Genomic DNA, 16448 nt, shown 5'->3' with positions numbered 1-16448 from the left:
TAAACTTTGAGTTACTTAACGGTAATTAGCGAGATCACCCCAGTGTTTTGGAGCGTGAGAGACCTTGGCCGGATCGGCTGACTTCGACCTGTACCGCCCGTCCGAGGAGCACGACATGCTCCGCGACGCCGTCCGCTCGCTGGCCGAGGCGAAGATCGCGCCGTACGCCGCCGCGGTGGACGAGGAGGCCCGCTTCCCGCAGGAGGCCCTCGACGCGCTCGTCGCGAACGACCTGCACGCCGTGCACGTACCCGAGTCGTACGGCGGCGCGGGCGCCGACGCGCTCGCCACGGTGATCGTGATCGAGGAGGTCGCCCGTGCCTGTGTGTCGTCCTCGCTCATCCCCGCGGTGAACAAGCTGGGCTCCCTGCCGGTGATCCTCTCCGGCTCCGAGGACCTGAAGAAGCGGTACCTGACCCCGCTCGCCAAGGGCGACGCCATGTTCTCCTACTGCCTCTCCGAGCCGGAGGCCGGTTCGGACGCGGCGGGCATGAGGACCAAGGCGGTCCGTGACGGCGACCACTGGGTCCTCGACGGCGTGAAGCGCTGGATCACCAACGCGGGCGTCTCCGAGTACTACACGGTCATGGCGGTGACGGACCCCGAGAAGCGCTCGAAGGGCATCTCCGCCTTCGTCGTCGAGAAGTCCGACCCGGGGGTGTCCTTCGGCGCCCCGGAGAAGAAGCTCGGCATCAAGGGCTCCCCGACCCGCGAGGTCTACTTCGACAACGTCCGCATCCCCGCCGACCGCATGATCGGCGAGGAGGGCACCGGCTTCGCCACGGCGATGAAGACCCTCGACCACACCCGCATCACCATCGCCGCCCAGGCCCTCGGCGTCGCCCAGGGCGCCTTCGACTACGCCAAGGGCTATGTCCAGGAGCGCAAGCAGTTCGGCCGGCCGATCGCCGACTTCCAGGGCATCCAGTTCATGCTCGCCGACATGGCCATGAAGATCGAGGCCGCCCGCCAGCTCACCTACGCCGCCGCGGCCAAGTCCGAGCGCGGAGACAGCGACCTCACCTTCCAGGGCGCCGCCGCCAAGTGCTTCGCCTCGGACGCGGCGATGGAGGTCACCACGGACGCCGTCCAGCTCCTCGGCGGCTACGGCTACACCCGCGACTACCCGGTCGAGCGCATGATGCGCGACGCCAAGATCACGCAGATTTATGAAGGCACGAACCAAGTCCAGCGGATCGTGATGGCCAGGAACCTGCCATAAGGGTCTCCAAGGCGCTGTCGCCCTCCGCCCCGCCTGTCTTCGGACCTGCGGGCGGAGGGCGAAGTGCGTATGCCGCCTGGCCCGGTCACTGTCGCAGCTCGAACCAGGTGACTTTCCCGTCCCTTGTGGGAGCGGTGTGACTGCCCCAGGCATGGGCGCACCGCCTGACGAGCAGTAGGCCGCGCCCGCCCTCCCCTTCGCTGTCTCCATCCGCCGGACACGGCAGTACGTCACTGCTGTCCCGCACGCTGACGTGAAGCGTACCGTCGTCCCAGCGCACGCCCACGGTCGCGGGCCCGCTGGCATAGCGGTACGCGTTGGCGCACAACTCGCTGGTCAGCAGTTCGGCGGTGTCGGCCAGGCCGGGCAGGAAGTGGCGGGTGAGGATCGAGCGGACGGTACTGCGTGCGACGCCGGAGCCGATGGCGTGGTGGGGGAGGGTGAGCTGGTACTCCCAGGGGCCGTCGGAGAGCGGGGCAGGAGGTTGTCTCATCGTTGCACTTCTCTCTTTGGAACGGTTGGAACACGCCCACTCACGCGGTGGCTCCGCCGGCCACCGCATGGAGTGCGGAGGCGGTGCCTTCCGGGGGCCGTGAGAGGTGTGGGGGAGCGCTCGGTGTACGACGTTAGCGATGCGGAAGGAGAAGGTGCAGCGTTCCCCCTTGGAATGACTCTTTCTGGCTAAGTGACCCGTTCCTCCGGTGAGAATGGCGGCGGAACTGCTAGGACGTTCCGTATGCCGCCACGGAAGAACCCGACCATTCGCCAGAAGCGCCTGGGCGCCGAGCTGCGGAAGCTGCGTGAAGGAGCGGGCCTCTCGATCGACACGGCCGCCCAAGTGCTGGAGTGCGGCAAGGCGAAGATCAGCCGGATCGAGACGGGCCTGAACGGCATCCGCGCCGCCGAGCTCAAGGCGCTGCTGCAGGCATACGGCGTGACGGACGACCGCCTTGGCCAAGCGCTGGCCGACATGGCGCGCGAAGGGCGACGGCGCAATTGGTGGAACCGTTACGGCGATGTCCTCAGCGGGGGATTCGCCGACTTGATCGAGATGGAGTCGAAGGCGGACGCCCTGCACTCCTGGGAGACCATCCTGGTCCCCGGCCTGTTGCAGACCCCGGAGTACATGCGGGTGCTCTTCAGGCGGGGCCGCCTTGGCGTACCTGATGACGAATTGGAGGAACACGTACGCGGACGGATGCTCCGCCAGAGAGTCCTGGGCGACGGCGAACGGGCACCGGAACTCCAGGTCGTCCTCTATGAAGCCGTGCTGCACGGCAGGTTTGGTGGACCGGAGGTGATGCGGGACCAGCTTGCCCATCTCATCTGTATGGCCCAGCGAGAGCGCGTGACGGTCCAGGTGCTGCCGTACACGACAGACTCACACCGAGGCGTGAACGGCCCCTTCGGTATCGTGGGTCTGCCGGACCCCGAGTCGGACGTAGTGCGAACCGAGACCGCTGTCTCCACCTTGTACGTGGAAGACGACGATCAAGTGGCGGCGTATAAACTCATGTTCGACCAGCTGAGGGCTGCGGCCCTTGGCCCCGGGCCGTCGCTGAACCTCATCCGGAGCCTGGCTCAGCGGCTCTGAGCGGGAGCGAGGTGCACGTGCAGGAACGCAAGTGGCAGAAGTCCAGCTTCTCCGGTGACGACGCCAACCGGGACTGCGTGGAAGTCGCCGCAGCTCTCGATGCACTGCTGCTGCGTGAGTCAGACGCGCCGGCCACCGCACTCCGCACTACACCGGCCTGCCTGCATGCCCTACTGCGGTCTCCGCTCTGTGAGCGATTGACGGAAACGGTTCTGTAGCTGCGGCATTGATCGGTTGGGGGAGCAGGTCACCAGTGCCAGTGAAAGGTACGAGGGGCGTTCGAGGTAGAAGCCAAGTGACACGTCAGCCCCTGATTCCAACTGTGCCGCAATGGAAATGGCCAGTGCCGCCAGATGGGAGGTGTCGCGGTCCCTGTCGTGGGTGAACCGGTGCGCGTACTCGGCCAACCGTTCTCCGAGCCACGACGCCGCTTCCTTCGCCTCGTCCCATGTGCCACAAACCAAAGAAGGCGGTTTGATCAGCCAGTACGCCGTTTCCAGCGGCGGCAGATCAGAGGTGGGGAACTCTGTGGCTACCTCGCGGTACCGCTGAATCAGTTCCGGCCTGCTTCCGGCAGGGGGCGGAGCAGGGTACGGGGGGCGTCGTAGTGCTTCCTGGTCGAAGCGCTCTTTGGGACCGGTCCATAGATAGCCGTGGTGATGCACCAGTTGTTCCCGTTCCGAGGTGTTCCAGCCGGACCGGGCCCAGGGACGGGTGTGTGCCCGGCCCGACTGGCGGGAGGGGGATGATCAGACGTTCAGGCCGAAGCGCGCCGGGTCGATACCGGCCGCGTCCAGCTCCTCCGTGGTGAACCGCAGCGGCTGCGCGTCCGGCCGCTTGCTGTCACCCAGGGCCCAGGCGTCGTCACCGATCCGCGCCAGGGTCACGCACCCTTCGGTGCAGGGGCCGCCGCATGCCTTCACGAACGAAGCCCCGTTGATGTCGAGCGCGTACAGATCACTTCCGTCCAGCATCACTGCACCTTCCTGCTCAACTGATCACGGCCATGACTGGCCGCCGCCGCCCGCAGAGGGCGGGAGTTCAGGGATTCCACCGCAGGGGCGGTGTCTCACTCAGCGCGAACGACCATGGCGAACGAGGTCCGGATGCGCCGGAAACCGGCGTGCCCGGACCGGCCCGTGTGGCTCATGCACTCCACGTCGACGGATGCCGAGTCATCGGCGGGAGTCGCATTCCAACCGCAGTGCAGACACTCGGCCTCGAACGTCACGTCTGTGTCGGGATGCTCGGTGATCCGGTGCATGACGTACCGCATGGCCGCTCTGACGCTCACAGCCCACCCCTACGGCTTCGCGCGTTTGTTGCGGCGACTCTGCTGCTCAGTCCCGCTGACGGGCTATTCCGCGGGGGCTTGTAGTCAGGACACCTCGGGCTCCCGCACTCACACCGAGGCCAGTGCAAAGCCGAACTCGGCGCCAAGTCCGCGCCTTCGGGGCCAGGGTCGCTCTTCTGCACCATGAGCACGCCGCCGACGCCGAACGCTCCGGAAAGACGGGAGAGGAACTGTCGGGCTTCACTGCTGCCCAGATGATCAGCCGCTTCGGTGTCCTGCGCCTTGCTCTCGCCCATCGCACCGCACCCTCCTGATCGATTCCAGGTCGATGTGCCGACGGTAGGAAGTGGCGAGTGTTGGGCTCTACAAACTTGCATGAGCTTGCACAGAAGTTGGCCTGGTCAATAGTGCTATTGACGCTGTCTCCGCAGTTCAAGGAAGCTGATGCAAGCCCGAGCAAGCGCCTGGACCAGGGAGCCAGCCATGGCCGTAGAGTTCATTGGAATCGACCCCGACACCGACCGGGATCACTGCCCCACCGTGTGGGCGGACGCGGACGCTCAGGAGATCTTGTTGCAGGGGTGGAAGCCGAGCACCGAGACTCAGGCGGAGTGCGAGGCGAGCAGCCCCGCGAACGGCTCGGTACCCGACAGCGAGGCCATCGTGAGGGTTCCGGCCCGGATGATCCCGATGATCAGGGAGGCGTGTGATGCCGTCGAGCGTGCCCAGCTTCGCTGAGCTGCTTGGCCAGTGCGAGCGGTCCGCCGTGCACCTGGAGCTGCGTGATTCGTACGCCCCGACGGACCGGTTCGAGGCATGGCAGCGGGGCGAGCGGATCGATTGGGAGGACCGCGCATCCTGGTGGCACCCCTACGACCAATCGATCGCGGACACCGTGGCTCGGGGAGTGGTGATCCGCCGGGCCCGGGTTGTCTCCGAGCCTGTATCGGACTACATCCGTTGGGAGCACTACGTCACCCGCGCCAACGTCACGGCGGGAGAGGAGGTGCGGTGGTTGCCACGGCGACGGGCTACCCGTATCGCCCTGCCGGGCAATGACTTCTGGCTCTTCGATGGCACCCTGCTCCGGGTGCATCACTTCTCAGGTGATGGAGTGGTGGTGGAAGACGAGATCACGGCGGACCCGGAAGCCGTGAAGCTGTGCTCCGCCGCCTTCGAAGCGGTCTGGGAGCGAGCGATCCCGCACGACCTGTACGAGATCTGACGAAAGCCAGCTCCATGTCCCCACATTCCTCCTCACGCGTTCAGGAGGCCCGTGAAGAACTGGCAGGCCGTCTGCGCGAGATCCGGAAGGACGCGGGGATCAGCGGGCGGGAGCTGGCCGTCAGGTGCGGTTGGTCGGAGTCGAAGTCATCCCGGATCGAGAACGCCAAGACACCGCCCTCTGAGGCGGATATCAGAGCGTGGTGCCGAGCCTGCGCGGCTGAGGACCAGGCTCCCGATCTGATCGCTGCCAACAGACAGTCCGCAGATGCTCATGTGCAGTGGAGGCGACTACAGCGGAGCGGTCTTCGTCGTCTGCAAGAGTCCACAGGTGATCTGTACCAACAAACAAGGATGTTCAGGGTCTACGTTTCCGACGTGATCCCCGGATTCCTCCAGACACCCGGGTACGCCGCTGCCCTGCTGTCGTCCATCGCCGACTTCCGGGGAACACCGGACGACGTGAACGATGCTGTGGCAGCCCGCATGAGGCGTAACGCGGTGCTGAACAACGGCGCACGCCGGTTCTCCTTCGTACTGGAGGAGTCGGTCTTGCGGTACAGGCTGTGCAGCGCAGAGACCATGGCGGCCCAGCTTGGCCACCTGCTCGGGGTTATGGATCTCCAGAACGTTGCCGTGGGGCTCATCCCGTTCTCAGTGCAACGGACCGTGTGGCCCATGCCAACGTTCACGATCTTCGACGACAGCAGGGTGCACGTGGACACCCTGGACGCTGCTGCCACCCTTACGCAGCCCAGTCAGGTCGAGTTGTACGCCCGAGCCTTTGACCGGCTCTCGCAGGTGGCCGCGAGGGGAGCAGCGGCACGTTCCCTGATAGCGGATGCGGTGGCCTCCCTCACGTGACAAGCGATGCCGGCGCGCCCCTCGCGAATGATCATGAGCACGAACCAAGTGCGGCGGATCGTCATGGCGCGGAACCTGCCGTAACGGTTTCCGGCCGGTGTCGGGCCCTTCGGGGCGCCTGACCTGCGGGTGGGCGGCCTCCGGCGGTGCGCCGGGGGCGGCCCGCGCCGTCCTCCGATGGCGCTCGGCGACGGGGAGGCGTACGACGGAAGGGCGCGCGGGGTCCGCCCGGGCCCCGGCCCGCCTCTCTCCCAGGAGGAGTCATGACCCAGCCCGGAACGACCCAGCCCGGAATGGCCCAGTCCGGAGCCATGACCGCCATGAGCAAGGAGATGCAGGACTGCGTCGAGGCGTGCATGTCCTGCCACGGCGTGTGCGAGGAGACCATGAGCGCCTGCCTGCAGATGGGCGGCCAGGCCCAGCTGCAGATCATGCGCGCGCTGATGGACTGCTCCGAGACGACCCGCATGTGCGCCGACATGATGATGCGCCGCTCGCCCATGGCGGCCGAGATGTGCGCGATGTGCGCCAAGGCGTGCGAGATGTGCGCCGAGGCGTGTATGGCGATGCCGGACGACGCCGGCATGGCGCGCTGCGCCGACGCCTGTCGCCGCTGTGCCGAGATGTGCCGCGCGATGGCGGGCGCCTCGATGTGACGCCGCCGGACGGCAGGTGAGGGCACCCCTCGGGGTGCCCTCGTCGTGCGTGCGTGCGTGCGGGTGGGCGGGCGCGGCCGGGCCGGGGCCGGGGAGCCGGACGGTTGCCGGCTCAGGCGAACAGCGGCTCCAGCGCCCGCTCCAGATCGGCCGGTCCGCGGAAGTGCACGGCGGTCATGCCCAGCGCCGCGGCCGCCTCGACGTTCTCCAGGGTGTCGTCCACGAACAGACACCGCTCGGGCCGTACGCCCGCCCGCTCGGCGCCGAGCGCGAGGATGCGCGGATCGGGCTTGGCGAGGCCGACCCGGGCGCTGCTGACGACGTGGTCGGCGAGTCCGGCCAGGCCGAGGGCGTCGAGGTCCTGCTCCAGGCCGAGCGTGGCGTTGGAGACGAGGACCACCGGCACCCGGGCCCGGGCGCGGTGCAGCAGGGTCACCACGGTCTCGTCGGCGTGGAAGGGCGACTCCAGCAGGGTGCTGCCGAGCGCCCAGCCCGTCTCCTCGTCCACCAGGCCGGCCAGGCCGCGGGCGATGGACTCCACCCACTCCTGCTCCGTGATCCGGCCCACCAGCAGTGGTGCGATGACCTCGGGGGCGAACGCCACCTTCTTCGTCGTGCCCTCCGCCAGCCCCGCGGCGCGTTCCAGCGCCTCCAGGTGGGTGGAGTCGAAGTGCCGCACCACGTTGTCGATGTCACACAGGACCGCGGCGAAGGGCGGTCTGGCTCCGGGGGCGTCAGTCACCCGACACCGTCACCTTCTCGTCGTTCTTCAGTTGCTCGACCAGCTGCTTCACCTTCGTCTCGTCCCAGACCAGGTTGCCGCCGGTGGAGCCGGAGATCGGCATGTTCATGGACTTGCCGTCGCCGCTGTTGACGCCCTTCATCGCGAAGAACATGGACGCCAGGTCGTACAGGCCCATGTCCTTGTCGACGATCAGGGAGTCGAGGCCCGCGCCCATGGTCGGGTAGAGCTTGAACGGGTTGAGCAGCGTGCCCGGCGTGGCCACCTGGTTGGCGAGGGCCGCGAGGAACTTCTGCTGGTTCTTCGTGCGGTCGAGGTCGGAGCCCGCGAGCGCGTACCGGGTGCGGACGAAGGCGAGGGCCTCCTCGCCGTTCAGGGTCTGCTTGCCCTTCTTGAAGTCCGCCCCGGACTTGGTGTCCTTGATGTCCTGCGGGATGTCCATCTCGACCCCGCCGACGGCGTCCACGATGTTCGCGAAGCCGGCGAAGCCGATCTCCACGTAGTGGTCGATGCGCAGGCCGGTGTTGAACTCGACGGTGCGCACGAGCAGTTCGGGCCCGTCCTCGGCGTAGGCCGCGTTCAGCTTCACGTGCCGGCCGGTGCCCTCGTAGGTCTTGCCGGACTCCGAGCCCACGAAGGTCGGGATCTCCACGTCCGAGTCGCGCGGCAGGGAGATGAGGGTGTCGCCGTTGGAGCCGGTGTGCAGGATCATCATCGAGTCCGTGCGCTTGCCGTCGGCGGAGCCGGTGTGCAGCTCCTTCTTCTCCTCCGCCGACATGCCCTCACGGCTGTCGGAGCCGACGATCAGGTAATTGGTGCCCTCGCCCTCGTCGGGCCGGTCGATGACCTTCGACAGGTCGACCTCGCGCTGGAGCTTGCCGTCGGCCCAGAAGTAGGTGCCGACGGTCGTCACGACCAGCACGGTCGCGACGGTGATCGAGGTCACCTTGATGCGGCGGCGCCAGTTCGGCGCCGGACGCGGGCCGCGGCCCCCGCCGAATCCGCCTCCACCGCCGCCGTCGGGTCCGCCGCCGCCGGGCGTGCCGTAGACCTGGCCCGTGTTGTAGCCGCTGTCGTACCCGGTGCCTTGGGCGTCGGTGAAGTCGCCGTGTCCCCGGCCGTCGACGTACGACGGCTGCTGGGGGATGCCGGGGCTCTGCGGCGGGGCGGGCCGGCCGCGGCGGACCTGCCGCATGACGCGCGGGCCCTCGGGCCGTGCGCTGGCGCTGCCGCTTCCGTACCGGGTGCCGCGGTTGTCGTCGGACGGTCCCTCGGGCCAATCGTTCATGCGCCCCAGTGTGCAGGGAACGGCTGTATGCCGTACAAGGGCCGTCGGAAAATCGGGGGCCCGCTGTTGCCAAGTCGACACAAAACCTCGGGATCCTCCCCTCGGCATAAGGTGGAGGTCATGACAGACCAGGTCACCGCAGTGGACCCGGGCACCTCGGACATCCCGGGCAAGCCCGTCTCCGCGTCCCGCACCACCCTCAGCCACATCATGACCCACAACGACACCAACCTCCTGGGCACGGTGCACGGCGGTGTGATCATGAAGCTCGTCGACGACGCGGCGGGCGCCGTGGCCGGCCGGCACTCCGGCGGGCCCGCCGTCACCGCGTCCATGGACGAGATGGCGTTCCTGGAGCCGGTCCGCGTCGGTGACCTCGTCCAGGTGAAGGCTCAGGTCAACTGGACCGGCCGGACCTCCATGGAGGTGGGCGTCCGGGTCCTGGCCGAGCGCTGGAACGAGTCCGCGCCGCCCACCCAGGTCGGTTCCGCCTATCTGGTCTTCGCCGCCGTCGACGCCGACGGCACACCGCGCCGGGTGCCCCCGGTCCTGCCGGAGACCGACCGGGACCGCCGCCGCCACCAGGAGGCCCAGATCCGCCGCACCCACCGCCTGGCCCGCCGCCGGGCGATCGTGGAACTCCGGGAGCGGCGGGCGGCGGAGGGCTTCGAGGACTGAGCGCCCTGCGGGCCGAGGCGGGCCGGGCGCCCCCGGTCAGGTCAGGAGCAGCCCACCTCGTCCCCCCGCACCACGCCGAACTCGCCCTGGCCCGGGTTCTCGGCGCGGACCCTGCGGACCTCCCGGAAGTCCGCACCGGCGGTGACCCGCAGCGTCGGTCCGAGACCGGGCACGGCGCGCATCTCACTGCCGGGCAGGGCCGCCGCGAGCGACCGGGCGGAGCGGTCCCAGCGGGGGTCGTAGGTGATGACCGTGCGGCGCGTGGCCCGGTTCGCGGCGGTGGTCGGGCGGCCGGTGGTGCGGAAGCCGGTGGCCGCGAGACCCGCGTCCATCTCCTTGGCCAGCCCCACGGTGGTGGTCCCGTTCTCGACGTGGACGCGGATCTGCTGCGGGGCCACCTCGACGCGTACGGCCGTGCTGCGCGCCCGGGGTGCCGTCGCGAGCGGCTTGTCGTCGCGCACGGCCCGGAAGAGGCGCTCGGCCTTCACCGGGTCCCACTTCACGGTCGATCCGATGCCCTTCACGACGTATCCCATCTGGGCCACGGGGACGGTCGTGAACTCCGACGACGACGGGGAGAAGGTGCGCATGGCGCGGCCGAGGTCGAGGAGTTCGTCGGCGCCGAAGCCGCGGTCCGCCCGCACCGAGCCCAGCACGGCCCGTGCCACGTCACGGAACCTCAGCGGGTTGAGCAGGATGCCCGAGGAGGTCGCGTGGTCGACCAGGGCCGCCAGGAAGCGCTGCTGGCGCTTCATCCGCCCGAAGTCGGAGTCGGCGTCGATGTGCCGGGAGCGGACGTACTGGAGGGCCTGGCCGCCCTTGAGGGCGTGCGTGCCGGGCGGCAGGTCCAGGCCGGTGAAGCTGTCCTTGAGCGGCCGGGCCGTGCAGATCTTCACCCCGCCGAGGACGTCCACCGTCCGCATGAAGCTGGTGAAGTCGACCTCCAGGTAGTGGTCGATCTTCACGCGGGTCATGTGCTCGACGGTCCGCACGGTCAGCTGCGGCCCGCCCTCCGCGTACGCCGCGTTGATCCTCAAGGGGTGCCCCTGGTGCGTCCGGCCGGTGGCGCGGTCGGTGTGCGGGGGCGTCTGGGCGAAGGAGTCGCGTGGCAGGCTGATCACGCTCGCCCGCTCCCGGTCCTCCGAGATGTGCACGATCATCAGCGTGTCGGTGCAGTGGCAGGGCGCGCCGCCCAGACGGTAGCGCCGGCGCTCCCGCTCGGTGATCCTGTCCCGTCCGTCGGTGCCGACCAGCAGCACGTTCATGCCGTGGCCGGCCCGCGGGCGGTTCTTCATGTCCTTGAAGGGGTCGACGCGGGCGATGTCCGCGTCGAGGCTGCTGACCACGGAGTGGCCGATGCCGGCGGAGGCCAGGATCACGACCGAGAGGGTCATCGTGGCCCGCATGGCCCAGCGGGGACGTTTCCTCCGAAGGGGGAGTGCGGGCGGAATCGGGAGTGCGGGCGGACGGCGCGCGGGCCGGGGGCCGGACGACCGGTGCGGGGTCGGGGACATGCGGGTCACCTCCGGGCGACGGCCGTACGAGGGGGAGCCGTGAGCACCGTAGGCCCATACGATCTGCGGTCCGGGGCAGCACACCCGGCGGGGCGCGAGCGTGTCCCCCGTTCGCGGTAACGTGAGCGTCCTATGAACGCCAAGTCCGACGTGCAGCTCCCCGCCGTGTCCGTCATCATGCCCGTCCTCAACGAGGAGCGGCATCTGCGCGGAGCCGTCCAAGCGATCCTCGCGCAGAGTTACGCCGGCGAGATGGAGGTCGTGATCGCCCTCGGTCCGTCCACGGACCGCACGGACGAGATCGCGGCCGAGCTCGTCGCCGACGACCCGCGCGTGCACACCGTCCCCAACCCGACGGGACGTACGCCCGCCGCGCTCAACGCCGCGATCAAGGCCTCGCGCCATCCGGTCGTCGTCCGTGTCGACGGGCACGGGATGCTCTCCCCGAACTACATCGCCACCGCCGTACGGCTCCTGGAGGAGACCGGCGCGCAGAACGTCGGCGGCATCATGCACGCCGAGGGCGAGAACGACTGGGAGCACGCCGTCGCCGCCGCCATGACCTCGAAGATCGGCGTCGGCAACGCCGCCTTCCACACCGGTGGCCGGGCGGCTCCCGCCGAGACCGTCTACCTGGGTGTCTTCCGGCGCGAGGCACTGGAGCGACAGGGCGGCTACAACGAGGAGTTCATCCGCGCCCAGGACTGGGAGCTGAACTTCCGCATCCGCGAGGCGGGCGGGCTGATCTGGTTCTCGCCCGAGCTGAAGGTGTCGTACCGGCCGCGGCCGAGCGTCAGGGCGCTCGCCAAGCAGTACAAGGACTACGGCCGCTGGCGGCACGTCGTCGCCCGCTACCACGAGGGCTCCATCAACCTGCGCTACCTCGCCCCGCCGACCGCCGTGTGCGCGATCGCGGCCGGGATCGTGGTGGGCGCGGCCGTCACCCCGCTCGGCTTCGTGATCCCCGGCGGCTACCTCGCGGCGATCGTCGCCGGGTCGGTGCCGGCCGGCAAGGGGCTGCCGCTGAAGGCGCGGCTCCAGATCCCCGTGGCCCTGGCCACCATGCACATGTCGTGGGGCTGGGGCTTCCTGACCAGCCCGAAGTCGCTGGCGAGGAAGGTCATCGCCTCCCGCCGCCCGGCGGTCCTCGACGCCGGGGCACGCTGAGGCGACGGGCCGCGCTGAGGCGTACCGCGGCCGCGGGGCGCGCTGGGACCGGGGCGTGCCGCGGGTGCGGGGCGCGCTGGGACCGGGGCGTGCCGCGGCTGTGGGGCGCGCTGGGACCGGGGCGTGCCGCGGCTGTGGGGCGCGCTGAGACCGCGAGGCGCACTGCGGCTGTGCGGGCGTACCGGGGCCGTGGGGCGTACCGGGGCCGTGGGGCGCCGGCGGCCGGCCCCCCACGGCCCCGGGCTAGTAGGTGTAGTCCGGGTCCACGTGCATGCACTGGCTGGTGTCGGAGGCGTTCATCGACTCGGCCGACTCGGGCGTCGTGTCGTCCTGCTCCGGCGCCTCGTACGCCGACCCCGACCGCCAGTCCGCGCCGACGTACAGCGTGATCCCGGTGACCTCGGTGGACTGCACCACCTGGCCCGTCGGGATGCCGAGGGCCTTCGCGACCCGCTCGGCGTCCCCCTGGAGGTCGGCGCTCGGGTAGCGGATCACCGTCGTCTCCTCGGAGGTGGCCGCCGAGGGGTCCGCCACCGCCTGCGTGAAGCCCTCGCCGGCCAGCAGCTGCGCCACCGCGGCCGCCCGCCCGCTCGCGGCGCCGAGGGTGTCGGTGTAGGTGCCGTTGTGGACCTGTACGGCGATCTCGCCGTCCGCGGCGGCCGGGTCCGTGTCCGTCGGCGACGGGCTCGCGGACGCGGTCGCCTTCGCGGTGTCCTTGCCGTCCAGGGCGATGTCCTCGCGCACCAGCCGGAACAGCTGCGTGGCGTCCTCGGTGGGCTCCACCCGGCTGCCGACGTAGCGGTTGGGCATCGTCGTCATGGTGATGCGCTCGGTGGGCACCTTCTGCAGCTCGGTCGCCAGGTCGTACATCTTCTTGATGCTGTCCAGGCCGTCGTCGACGGTGATCGCCTCCGTGGCCGCCTCGGCGAGTTTCCGCAGGGCGTTGGGGTTGGACAGCCGGGCCTCGGAGCGCAGCTGACGGACCATCGAGTTCATGTACATGTGCTGCGCCTTGGCGCGGGCCAGGTCGCTGCCGTCCTCGAAGCCGTAGCGGGTGCGCAGCCACTGCAGGGCCTGCTCGCCCTTGATGGCGTGCGTGCCCTCCGCCAGCTTCAGCCCGGAGCCCTTGCCGGTGCTGGTGTGCGAGTAGACGTTGGCGTCCACGCACACCGGCACCCCGCCGATCGCGTCCGCCATCGACACCACACCGGCGAAGTCGATCATCATGAAGTGGTCGATGTGGATGTCGGTGAGCTTCTCCCAGGTGGCCACCGTGCAGCCCGGGCCGCCGCGCCCGAGCGACTGGTTGGTCATCGTGCGCGTCAACGCCCCGTACACCTCCCCGTCGTCGGGGTCGGTGCACTTGGGTATGTCCACCAGGGTGTCGCGCGGCATGCTCACCACCGACATGTTGCTGCGGTCCGCCGACACGTGCAGCAGCATCTGCACGTCGGCGAGCGGGGTGCCGCCGTAGGTCTCCTTGGCGCCGCCGAGCTTCTGGTTCTCCGCGGTGTCACGGGCGTCCGAGCCGATCAGCAGGATGTTCAGCGCCTTCTGCCCGGCCGCGTTGGTCTGGGTCTGAGCCGCCCGGTCCTTGGCGTCGCCCAGGTTGAGGTCGTCGCTCTTGATGTTGGCGTTGAGGTGCTGGTAGTAGAGGTAACCGGCGCCCGCGCCGCCGAGTATGACCAGCGACAGCACCGTCGCCGACCAGCGCAGCACCCGCCGTCTGCGCCGGCCGCGTTCCGGGCCGCGGCCGGATCTGCGTCCGTCGTCGCTCCCGCCCGGGCCGCCGTCGCCCGCACCGGACCCGGTGCCGTCGCCGTGGTGTCCGTCGCCGCTGCCGTCACCGGCGCCGCCGCCGTGCCCGTCCTCGATCGAGTCCCGGTCCACCGCCGTCGGGGACATCGCGTCCTCGACTTCGGGAACCTTCCCCCGCACACTGCTCCGCGCCACTTCCCCTGCCCTCCCCGCCGTGCGCCTGACACGGGCCCGTCCCGCGTCACGTCAGACGCTCGACGGGCCCGCAGGGTTACCTACTTGGCGATTACTTGGCTACTTGGCGCACTCGACCTTGTCCGCCGTGGACTTCTGGACCGTGTCGGGCACCGTCGTCGAAGCCGTGAGCGAGACACCGGCGCCCTTGAAGTCCTTGCCCAGCGTCAGCGTCATCGTCGGCAGACCCTGGGAGTTGGTGACGCTCTCACCCGGCTTCAGCGCGGTCCCGGCCAGCCCCATGATGGCGGCGAGCTTGCGGGCCTGCGCCGCCTGGTCGGGCGCGTACTCGAGCGTCGTCTTGCTGAGGTCCTCGGGTGCGTTGCCCGCGTTCTCGGACTTCGTCACGCCCTCATCATTCTGCAGCCAGTTAAGAGTTTCCTGTGCGCTGCCGGCCGGGGCCCCGCCGTTCATCACGCGCACCCGCACCTCGGAGGCCTCGGACTGGGTGCCCTCGAGTCGGGCCGCCGCGGCCGCGGACGCCGCGTCCTTGGACGCCTTGGCCTTCTGCTTCACCTCGGTGAAGGAGATGTCCTCCCGGATCATCTGGAACACGGTGGGCGCGGTCGAGTCGTTGAGGACGACCGTGGACGCGACCGTCTCGGCCGGGTTGTCGACCACCGGGACGGTGGTGAAGGTCAGGTTCTTGACGTTGAGCTTGCCCAGCTCCAGACCCAGGTCCTTCAGCTTGCCGATGCTGTCGAGCTGGGAGTCGACGGTCAGCGCCTTGGTGCCCGCCTCCGCCAACTTGATCATCTTGCTGGGGCTGGTGAGCGTGTCGTTCGACTTCAGCTTGCGCATCAGCGAGCTGAGGAACTGCTGCTGGAGCTCGATGCGGCTCAGGTCGCCGCCGAAGCCCACCGAGTGCCGGGTGCGCAGGAACGCCAGTGCCTGTTCGCCCTGGATGGTGTGCGTGCCCTTGGACAGCTTCAGGTGCGAGTCCTCGTCGTCGATGTCCTTGGCCAGGCACACCTCGACCCCGCCGACCGCGGTCGTCAGCGTCTTGACGGCGTTGAAGTCGGCGACCATGAAGTTGTCCGGGGTGATCCCGGTCAGCTCCGTCACCGTGCGCATGGTGCAGCTGGGCGTCCGGCCGCTCTGGCCGAGGCTGGTGTTGAAGCGGACGTTCTCGGTCCCCGCGATGATCTTCGTGCTGCCGTCCTCCTGCGTGGTCTCGCAGTCCGGGACGTCCACGATGAGGTCGCGCGGGATGCTCAGCGCGGTCGCGTTCGTCCGGTCCTTGGAGACGTGCAGCAGGATCGTGGTGTCGGCGTGGCCGACGCTGCCGGAGTCGCCGTAGCCCTCGTTGCCCGAGCCGGTGCGCTTGTCGGTGCCGATCAGCAGCAGGTTGATCGCCTTGTCCTTGCTGAAGCCACCGGTGCTCGCGCCGTCGTCGGAGACGGAGGTGATGTTGTCGTTGAGGTGCTGGAGGTAGAGGTAGGCCGCGGCGGCCGTGCCCACCAGGACGAAGGCCATGGTCCCGCCGGTCCACAGCAGGATCTTCCGGCCCTTCGTCTTCTTCTTCGCCGGCCGGCGGCCGCGCCGTGCGGGCGCCTCCTCCGGGGTGCCGCGGCGCCGGCGCGGGCCGGGCACCTCCGGCGTCTGCGGGGTGTCCGGCTCCGGTTCCGGCGTCCGGCTGCGGACCGCGCCCGACCCGCCTTTGGACCCCGCGGCGCGCCGGTCGGCCCTGCGGGGTCCGGGGACCGCCGACTGCGGTGCGGAAGGGGTCAGTCGCAGTTCGTATTCGCCGGTGTCCGGATTGAGCACCCACTGGTCTGCGGGGTCGATGTTGTCCGCCCGCCCACGGCCTTGCGCGTCCACGGTTGTCCGAATCCTCCGTCGGGGCCACGCGGCGCCCCTTCCCCTCAGGAGGCGCTCGGGTCGTCTCGGTCACTCAGTCAATCGGTCACTCAGTGCACGACCCCAGGACGGACCTATCGGCCTGGTGCACCGGATCGCTCACACTATCCGCCCAGTTCAGCGTCGAACGACGACGGTGACAAATTCCACGTCCCTACAACCGGGCAATCCGTCCCATTTCCTTGAACTCGCCTTCGCCGGGACACTTGCGCTTGGGAAGCGCTTTACCCGCGGAAGACGTACGGGGACCGCGCGGGACCGCGTGCGACCGCGTACGACCGCGCGGGACTGCGTACGACCGTGTGCGACCGCGCGGGACCGCGTACGACCGCGCGGGACCGCGTACGACCGCG

Annotated in this window: 17 protein-coding genes; 9 read left to right on the top strand and 8 right to left on the bottom strand. The window is 69.4% G+C overall.

The features are described from left to right. The first annotated feature begins 64 nt into the window (after window positions 1-64). Entirely contained in the window at window positions 65-1222 is a 1158-nt protein-coding gene (locus ACIP67_RS25200) for an acyl-CoA dehydrogenase (RefSeq protein WP_401694832.1), read from the top strand. 85 nt (window positions 1223-1307) lie between these two features. Here the strand turns inward: ACIP67_RS25200 and ACIP67_RS25195 are convergent, their stop codons facing one another. Beyond that, window positions 1308-1715: an ATP-binding protein gene (locus tag ACIP67_RS25195; RefSeq protein ID WP_401694830.1), complete on the bottom strand. Its 408-nt coding sequence runs from the start codon at window positions 1713-1715 to the stop codon at window positions 1308-1310. Window positions 1716-1958: 243 nt separating this feature from the next. On the opposite strand from ACIP67_RS25195, the gene ACIP67_RS25190 reads away from it, so the two are divergent. Together ACIP67_RS25190 and ACIP67_RS25185 are read left to right on the top strand one after the other, a co-directional pair. Continuing rightward, window positions 1959-2816 carry a helix-turn-helix domain-containing protein gene (locus tag ACIP67_RS25190; RefSeq protein WP_401694828.1) on the top strand — a complete coding sequence of 286 codons (858 nt, stop codon included), beginning with the start codon at window positions 1959-1961 and terminating at the stop codon, window positions 2814-2816. Between the two features lie 11 nt (window positions 2817-2827). Then, the gene (locus ACIP67_RS25185; RefSeq protein ID WP_401694826.1) at window positions 2828-3034 is read left to right on the top strand and encodes a DUF397 domain-containing protein; all 207 of its coding nucleotides are present in this window, start codon (window positions 2828-2830) and stop codon (window positions 3032-3034) included. Here ACIP67_RS25185 and ACIP67_RS25180 read toward each other — a convergent pair. Together ACIP67_RS25180 and ACIP67_RS25175 are read right to left on the bottom strand one after the other, a co-directional pair. Beyond that, window positions 2987-3481, bottom strand: coding sequence for a hypothetical protein (locus ACIP67_RS25180; protein WP_401694824.1), 495 nt, complete (start codon window positions 3479-3481; stop codon window positions 2987-2989). The genes ACIP67_RS25185 and ACIP67_RS25180 overlap by 48 nt on opposite strands. Window positions 3482-3565: 84 nt before the next feature. Continuing rightward, window positions 3566-3790 carry a DUF397 domain-containing protein gene (locus ACIP67_RS25175; protein WP_046427928.1) on the bottom strand — a complete coding sequence of 75 codons (225 nt, stop codon included), beginning with the start codon at window positions 3788-3790 and terminating at the stop codon, window positions 3566-3568. An 803-nt stretch (window positions 3791-4593) separates the two neighbouring features. Here ACIP67_RS25175 and ACIP67_RS25170 point away from each other — a divergent pair. The 4 genes from ACIP67_RS25170 (at window position 4594) to ACIP67_RS25155 (ending at window position 6854) form a co-directional block, all read left to right on the top strand. Continuing rightward, a complete protein-coding gene (locus ACIP67_RS25170) occupies window positions 4594-4848 on the top strand; it encodes a hypothetical protein (protein WP_401694822.1) in 255 nt (84 codons plus the stop codon). After that, the gene (locus tag ACIP67_RS25165) at window positions 4820-5335 is read left to right on the top strand and encodes a DUF6879 family protein (RefSeq protein ID WP_401694820.1); all 516 of its coding nucleotides are present in this window, start codon (window positions 4820-4822) and stop codon (window positions 5333-5335) included. The genes ACIP67_RS25170 and ACIP67_RS25165 overlap by 29 nt, the downstream gene beginning before the upstream one ends. 14 nt (window positions 5336-5349) lie before the next feature. Continuing rightward, window positions 5350-6198 (top strand): helix-turn-helix domain-containing protein, encoded by an 849-nt coding sequence (locus tag ACIP67_RS25160; protein ID WP_401694818.1) that lies wholly within the window; start codon window positions 5350-5352, stop codon window positions 6196-6198. Between the two features lie 293 nt (window positions 6199-6491). After that, a complete protein-coding gene (locus tag ACIP67_RS25155) occupies window positions 6492-6854 on the top strand; it encodes a four-helix bundle copper-binding protein (RefSeq protein ID WP_401695144.1) in 363 nt (120 codons plus the stop codon). A gap of 112 nt (window positions 6855-6966) precedes the next feature. Here the strand turns inward: ACIP67_RS25155 and ACIP67_RS25150 are convergent, their stop codons facing one another. Together ACIP67_RS25150 and ACIP67_RS25145 are read right to left on the bottom strand one after the other, a co-directional pair. Then, window positions 6967-7596: an HAD family hydrolase gene (locus ACIP67_RS25150; RefSeq protein ID WP_401694816.1), complete on the bottom strand. Its 630-nt coding sequence runs from the start codon at window positions 7594-7596 to the stop codon at window positions 6967-6969. Beyond that, the gene (locus ACIP67_RS25145) at window positions 7589-8884 is read right to left on the bottom strand and encodes an LCP family protein (RefSeq protein ID WP_401694814.1); all 1296 of its coding nucleotides are present in this window, start codon (window positions 8882-8884) and stop codon (window positions 7589-7591) included. The genes ACIP67_RS25150 and ACIP67_RS25145 overlap by 8 nt, the downstream gene beginning before the upstream one ends. Window positions 8885-9004: 120 nt before the next feature. Between ACIP67_RS25145 and ACIP67_RS25140 the strand changes: the two genes are divergently transcribed. Then, entirely contained in the window at window positions 9005-9562 is a 558-nt protein-coding gene (locus ACIP67_RS25140; RefSeq protein WP_401694812.1) for an acyl-CoA thioesterase, read from the top strand. 41 nt (window positions 9563-9603) lie between these two features. Here the strand turns inward: ACIP67_RS25140 and ACIP67_RS25135 are convergent, their stop codons facing one another. Then, the gene (locus ACIP67_RS25135) at window positions 9604-10968 is read right to left on the bottom strand and encodes an LCP family protein (RefSeq protein ID WP_401694810.1); all 1365 of its coding nucleotides are present in this window, start codon (window positions 10966-10968) and stop codon (window positions 9604-9606) included. 240 nt (window positions 10969-11208) lie between these two features. Here ACIP67_RS25135 and ACIP67_RS25130 point away from each other — a divergent pair, with 240 nt between their 5' ends. Continuing rightward, on the top strand, window positions 11209-12243 hold the full coding sequence (locus ACIP67_RS25130) for a glycosyltransferase family 2 protein (RefSeq protein ID WP_401694808.1): 1035 nt from the start codon (window positions 11209-11211) through the stop codon (window positions 12241-12243). A 243-nt stretch (window positions 12244-12486) separates the two neighbouring features. Here the strand turns inward: ACIP67_RS25130 and ACIP67_RS25125 are convergent, their stop codons facing one another. Both ACIP67_RS25125 and ACIP67_RS25120 read right to left on the bottom strand, forming a co-directional pair. Continuing rightward, window positions 12487-14196 carry an LCP family protein gene (locus ACIP67_RS25125; RefSeq protein WP_401694806.1) on the bottom strand — a complete coding sequence of 570 codons (1710 nt, stop codon included), beginning with the start codon at window positions 14194-14196 and terminating at the stop codon, window positions 12487-12489. A 99-nt stretch (window positions 14197-14295) separates the two neighbouring features. After that, a complete protein-coding gene (locus tag ACIP67_RS25120; RefSeq protein ID WP_401694804.1) occupies window positions 14296-16056 on the bottom strand; it encodes an LCP family protein in 1761 nt (586 codons plus the stop codon). Window positions 16057-16448 lie beyond the last annotated feature (392 nt).

Origin of the sequence: Streptomyces sp. NPDC088812 (genome assembly GCF_044750285.1) — a bacterium.
Taxonomy (GTDB): domain Bacteria; phylum Actinomycetota; class Actinomycetes; order Streptomycetales; family Streptomycetaceae; genus Streptomyces.
The sequence above is the reverse complement of the archived record's forward strand: the minus strand, read 5'-3'. Positions and strand labels throughout refer to the sequence as shown.

Coding starts and splice junctions, on each gene's coding strand:
- ACIP67_RS25160 (WP_401694818.1), top strand. CDS start 5,350: ATGTCCCCACATTCCTCCTCACGCGTTCAGGAGGCCCGTGAAGAACTG.
- ACIP67_RS25140 (WP_401694812.1), top strand. CDS start 9,005: ATGACAGACCAGGTCACCGCAGTGGACCCGGGCACCTCGGACATCCCG.
- ACIP67_RS25155 (WP_401695144.1), top strand. CDS start 6,492: ATGGCCCAGTCCGGAGCCATGACCGCCATGAGCAAGGAGATGCAGGAC.
- ACIP67_RS25190 (WP_401694828.1), top strand. CDS start 1,959: ATGCCGCCACGGAAGAACCCGACCATTCGCCAGAAGCGCCTGGGCGCC.
- ACIP67_RS25170 (WP_401694822.1), top strand. CDS start 4,594: ATGGCCGTAGAGTTCATTGGAATCGACCCCGACACCGACCGGGATCAC.
- ACIP67_RS25145 (WP_401694814.1), bottom strand. CDS start 8,884: ATGAACGATTGGCCCGAGGGACCGTCCGACGACAACCGCGGCACCCGG.
- ACIP67_RS25165 (WP_401694820.1), top strand. CDS start 4,820: ATGCCGTCGAGCGTGCCCAGCTTCGCTGAGCTGCTTGGCCAGTGCGAG.
- ACIP67_RS25135 (WP_401694810.1), bottom strand. CDS start 10,968: ATGCGGGCCACGATGACCCTCTCGGTCGTGATCCTGGCCTCCGCCGGC.
- ACIP67_RS25195 (WP_401694830.1), bottom strand. CDS start 1,715: ATGAGACAACCTCCTGCCCCGCTCTCCGACGGCCCCTGGGAGTACCAG.
- ACIP67_RS25175 (WP_046427928.1), bottom strand. CDS start 3,790: ATGCTGGACGGAAGTGATCTGTACGCGCTCGACATCAACGGGGCTTCG.
- ACIP67_RS25130 (WP_401694808.1), top strand. CDS start 11,209: ATGAACGCCAAGTCCGACGTGCAGCTCCCCGCCGTGTCCGTCATCATG.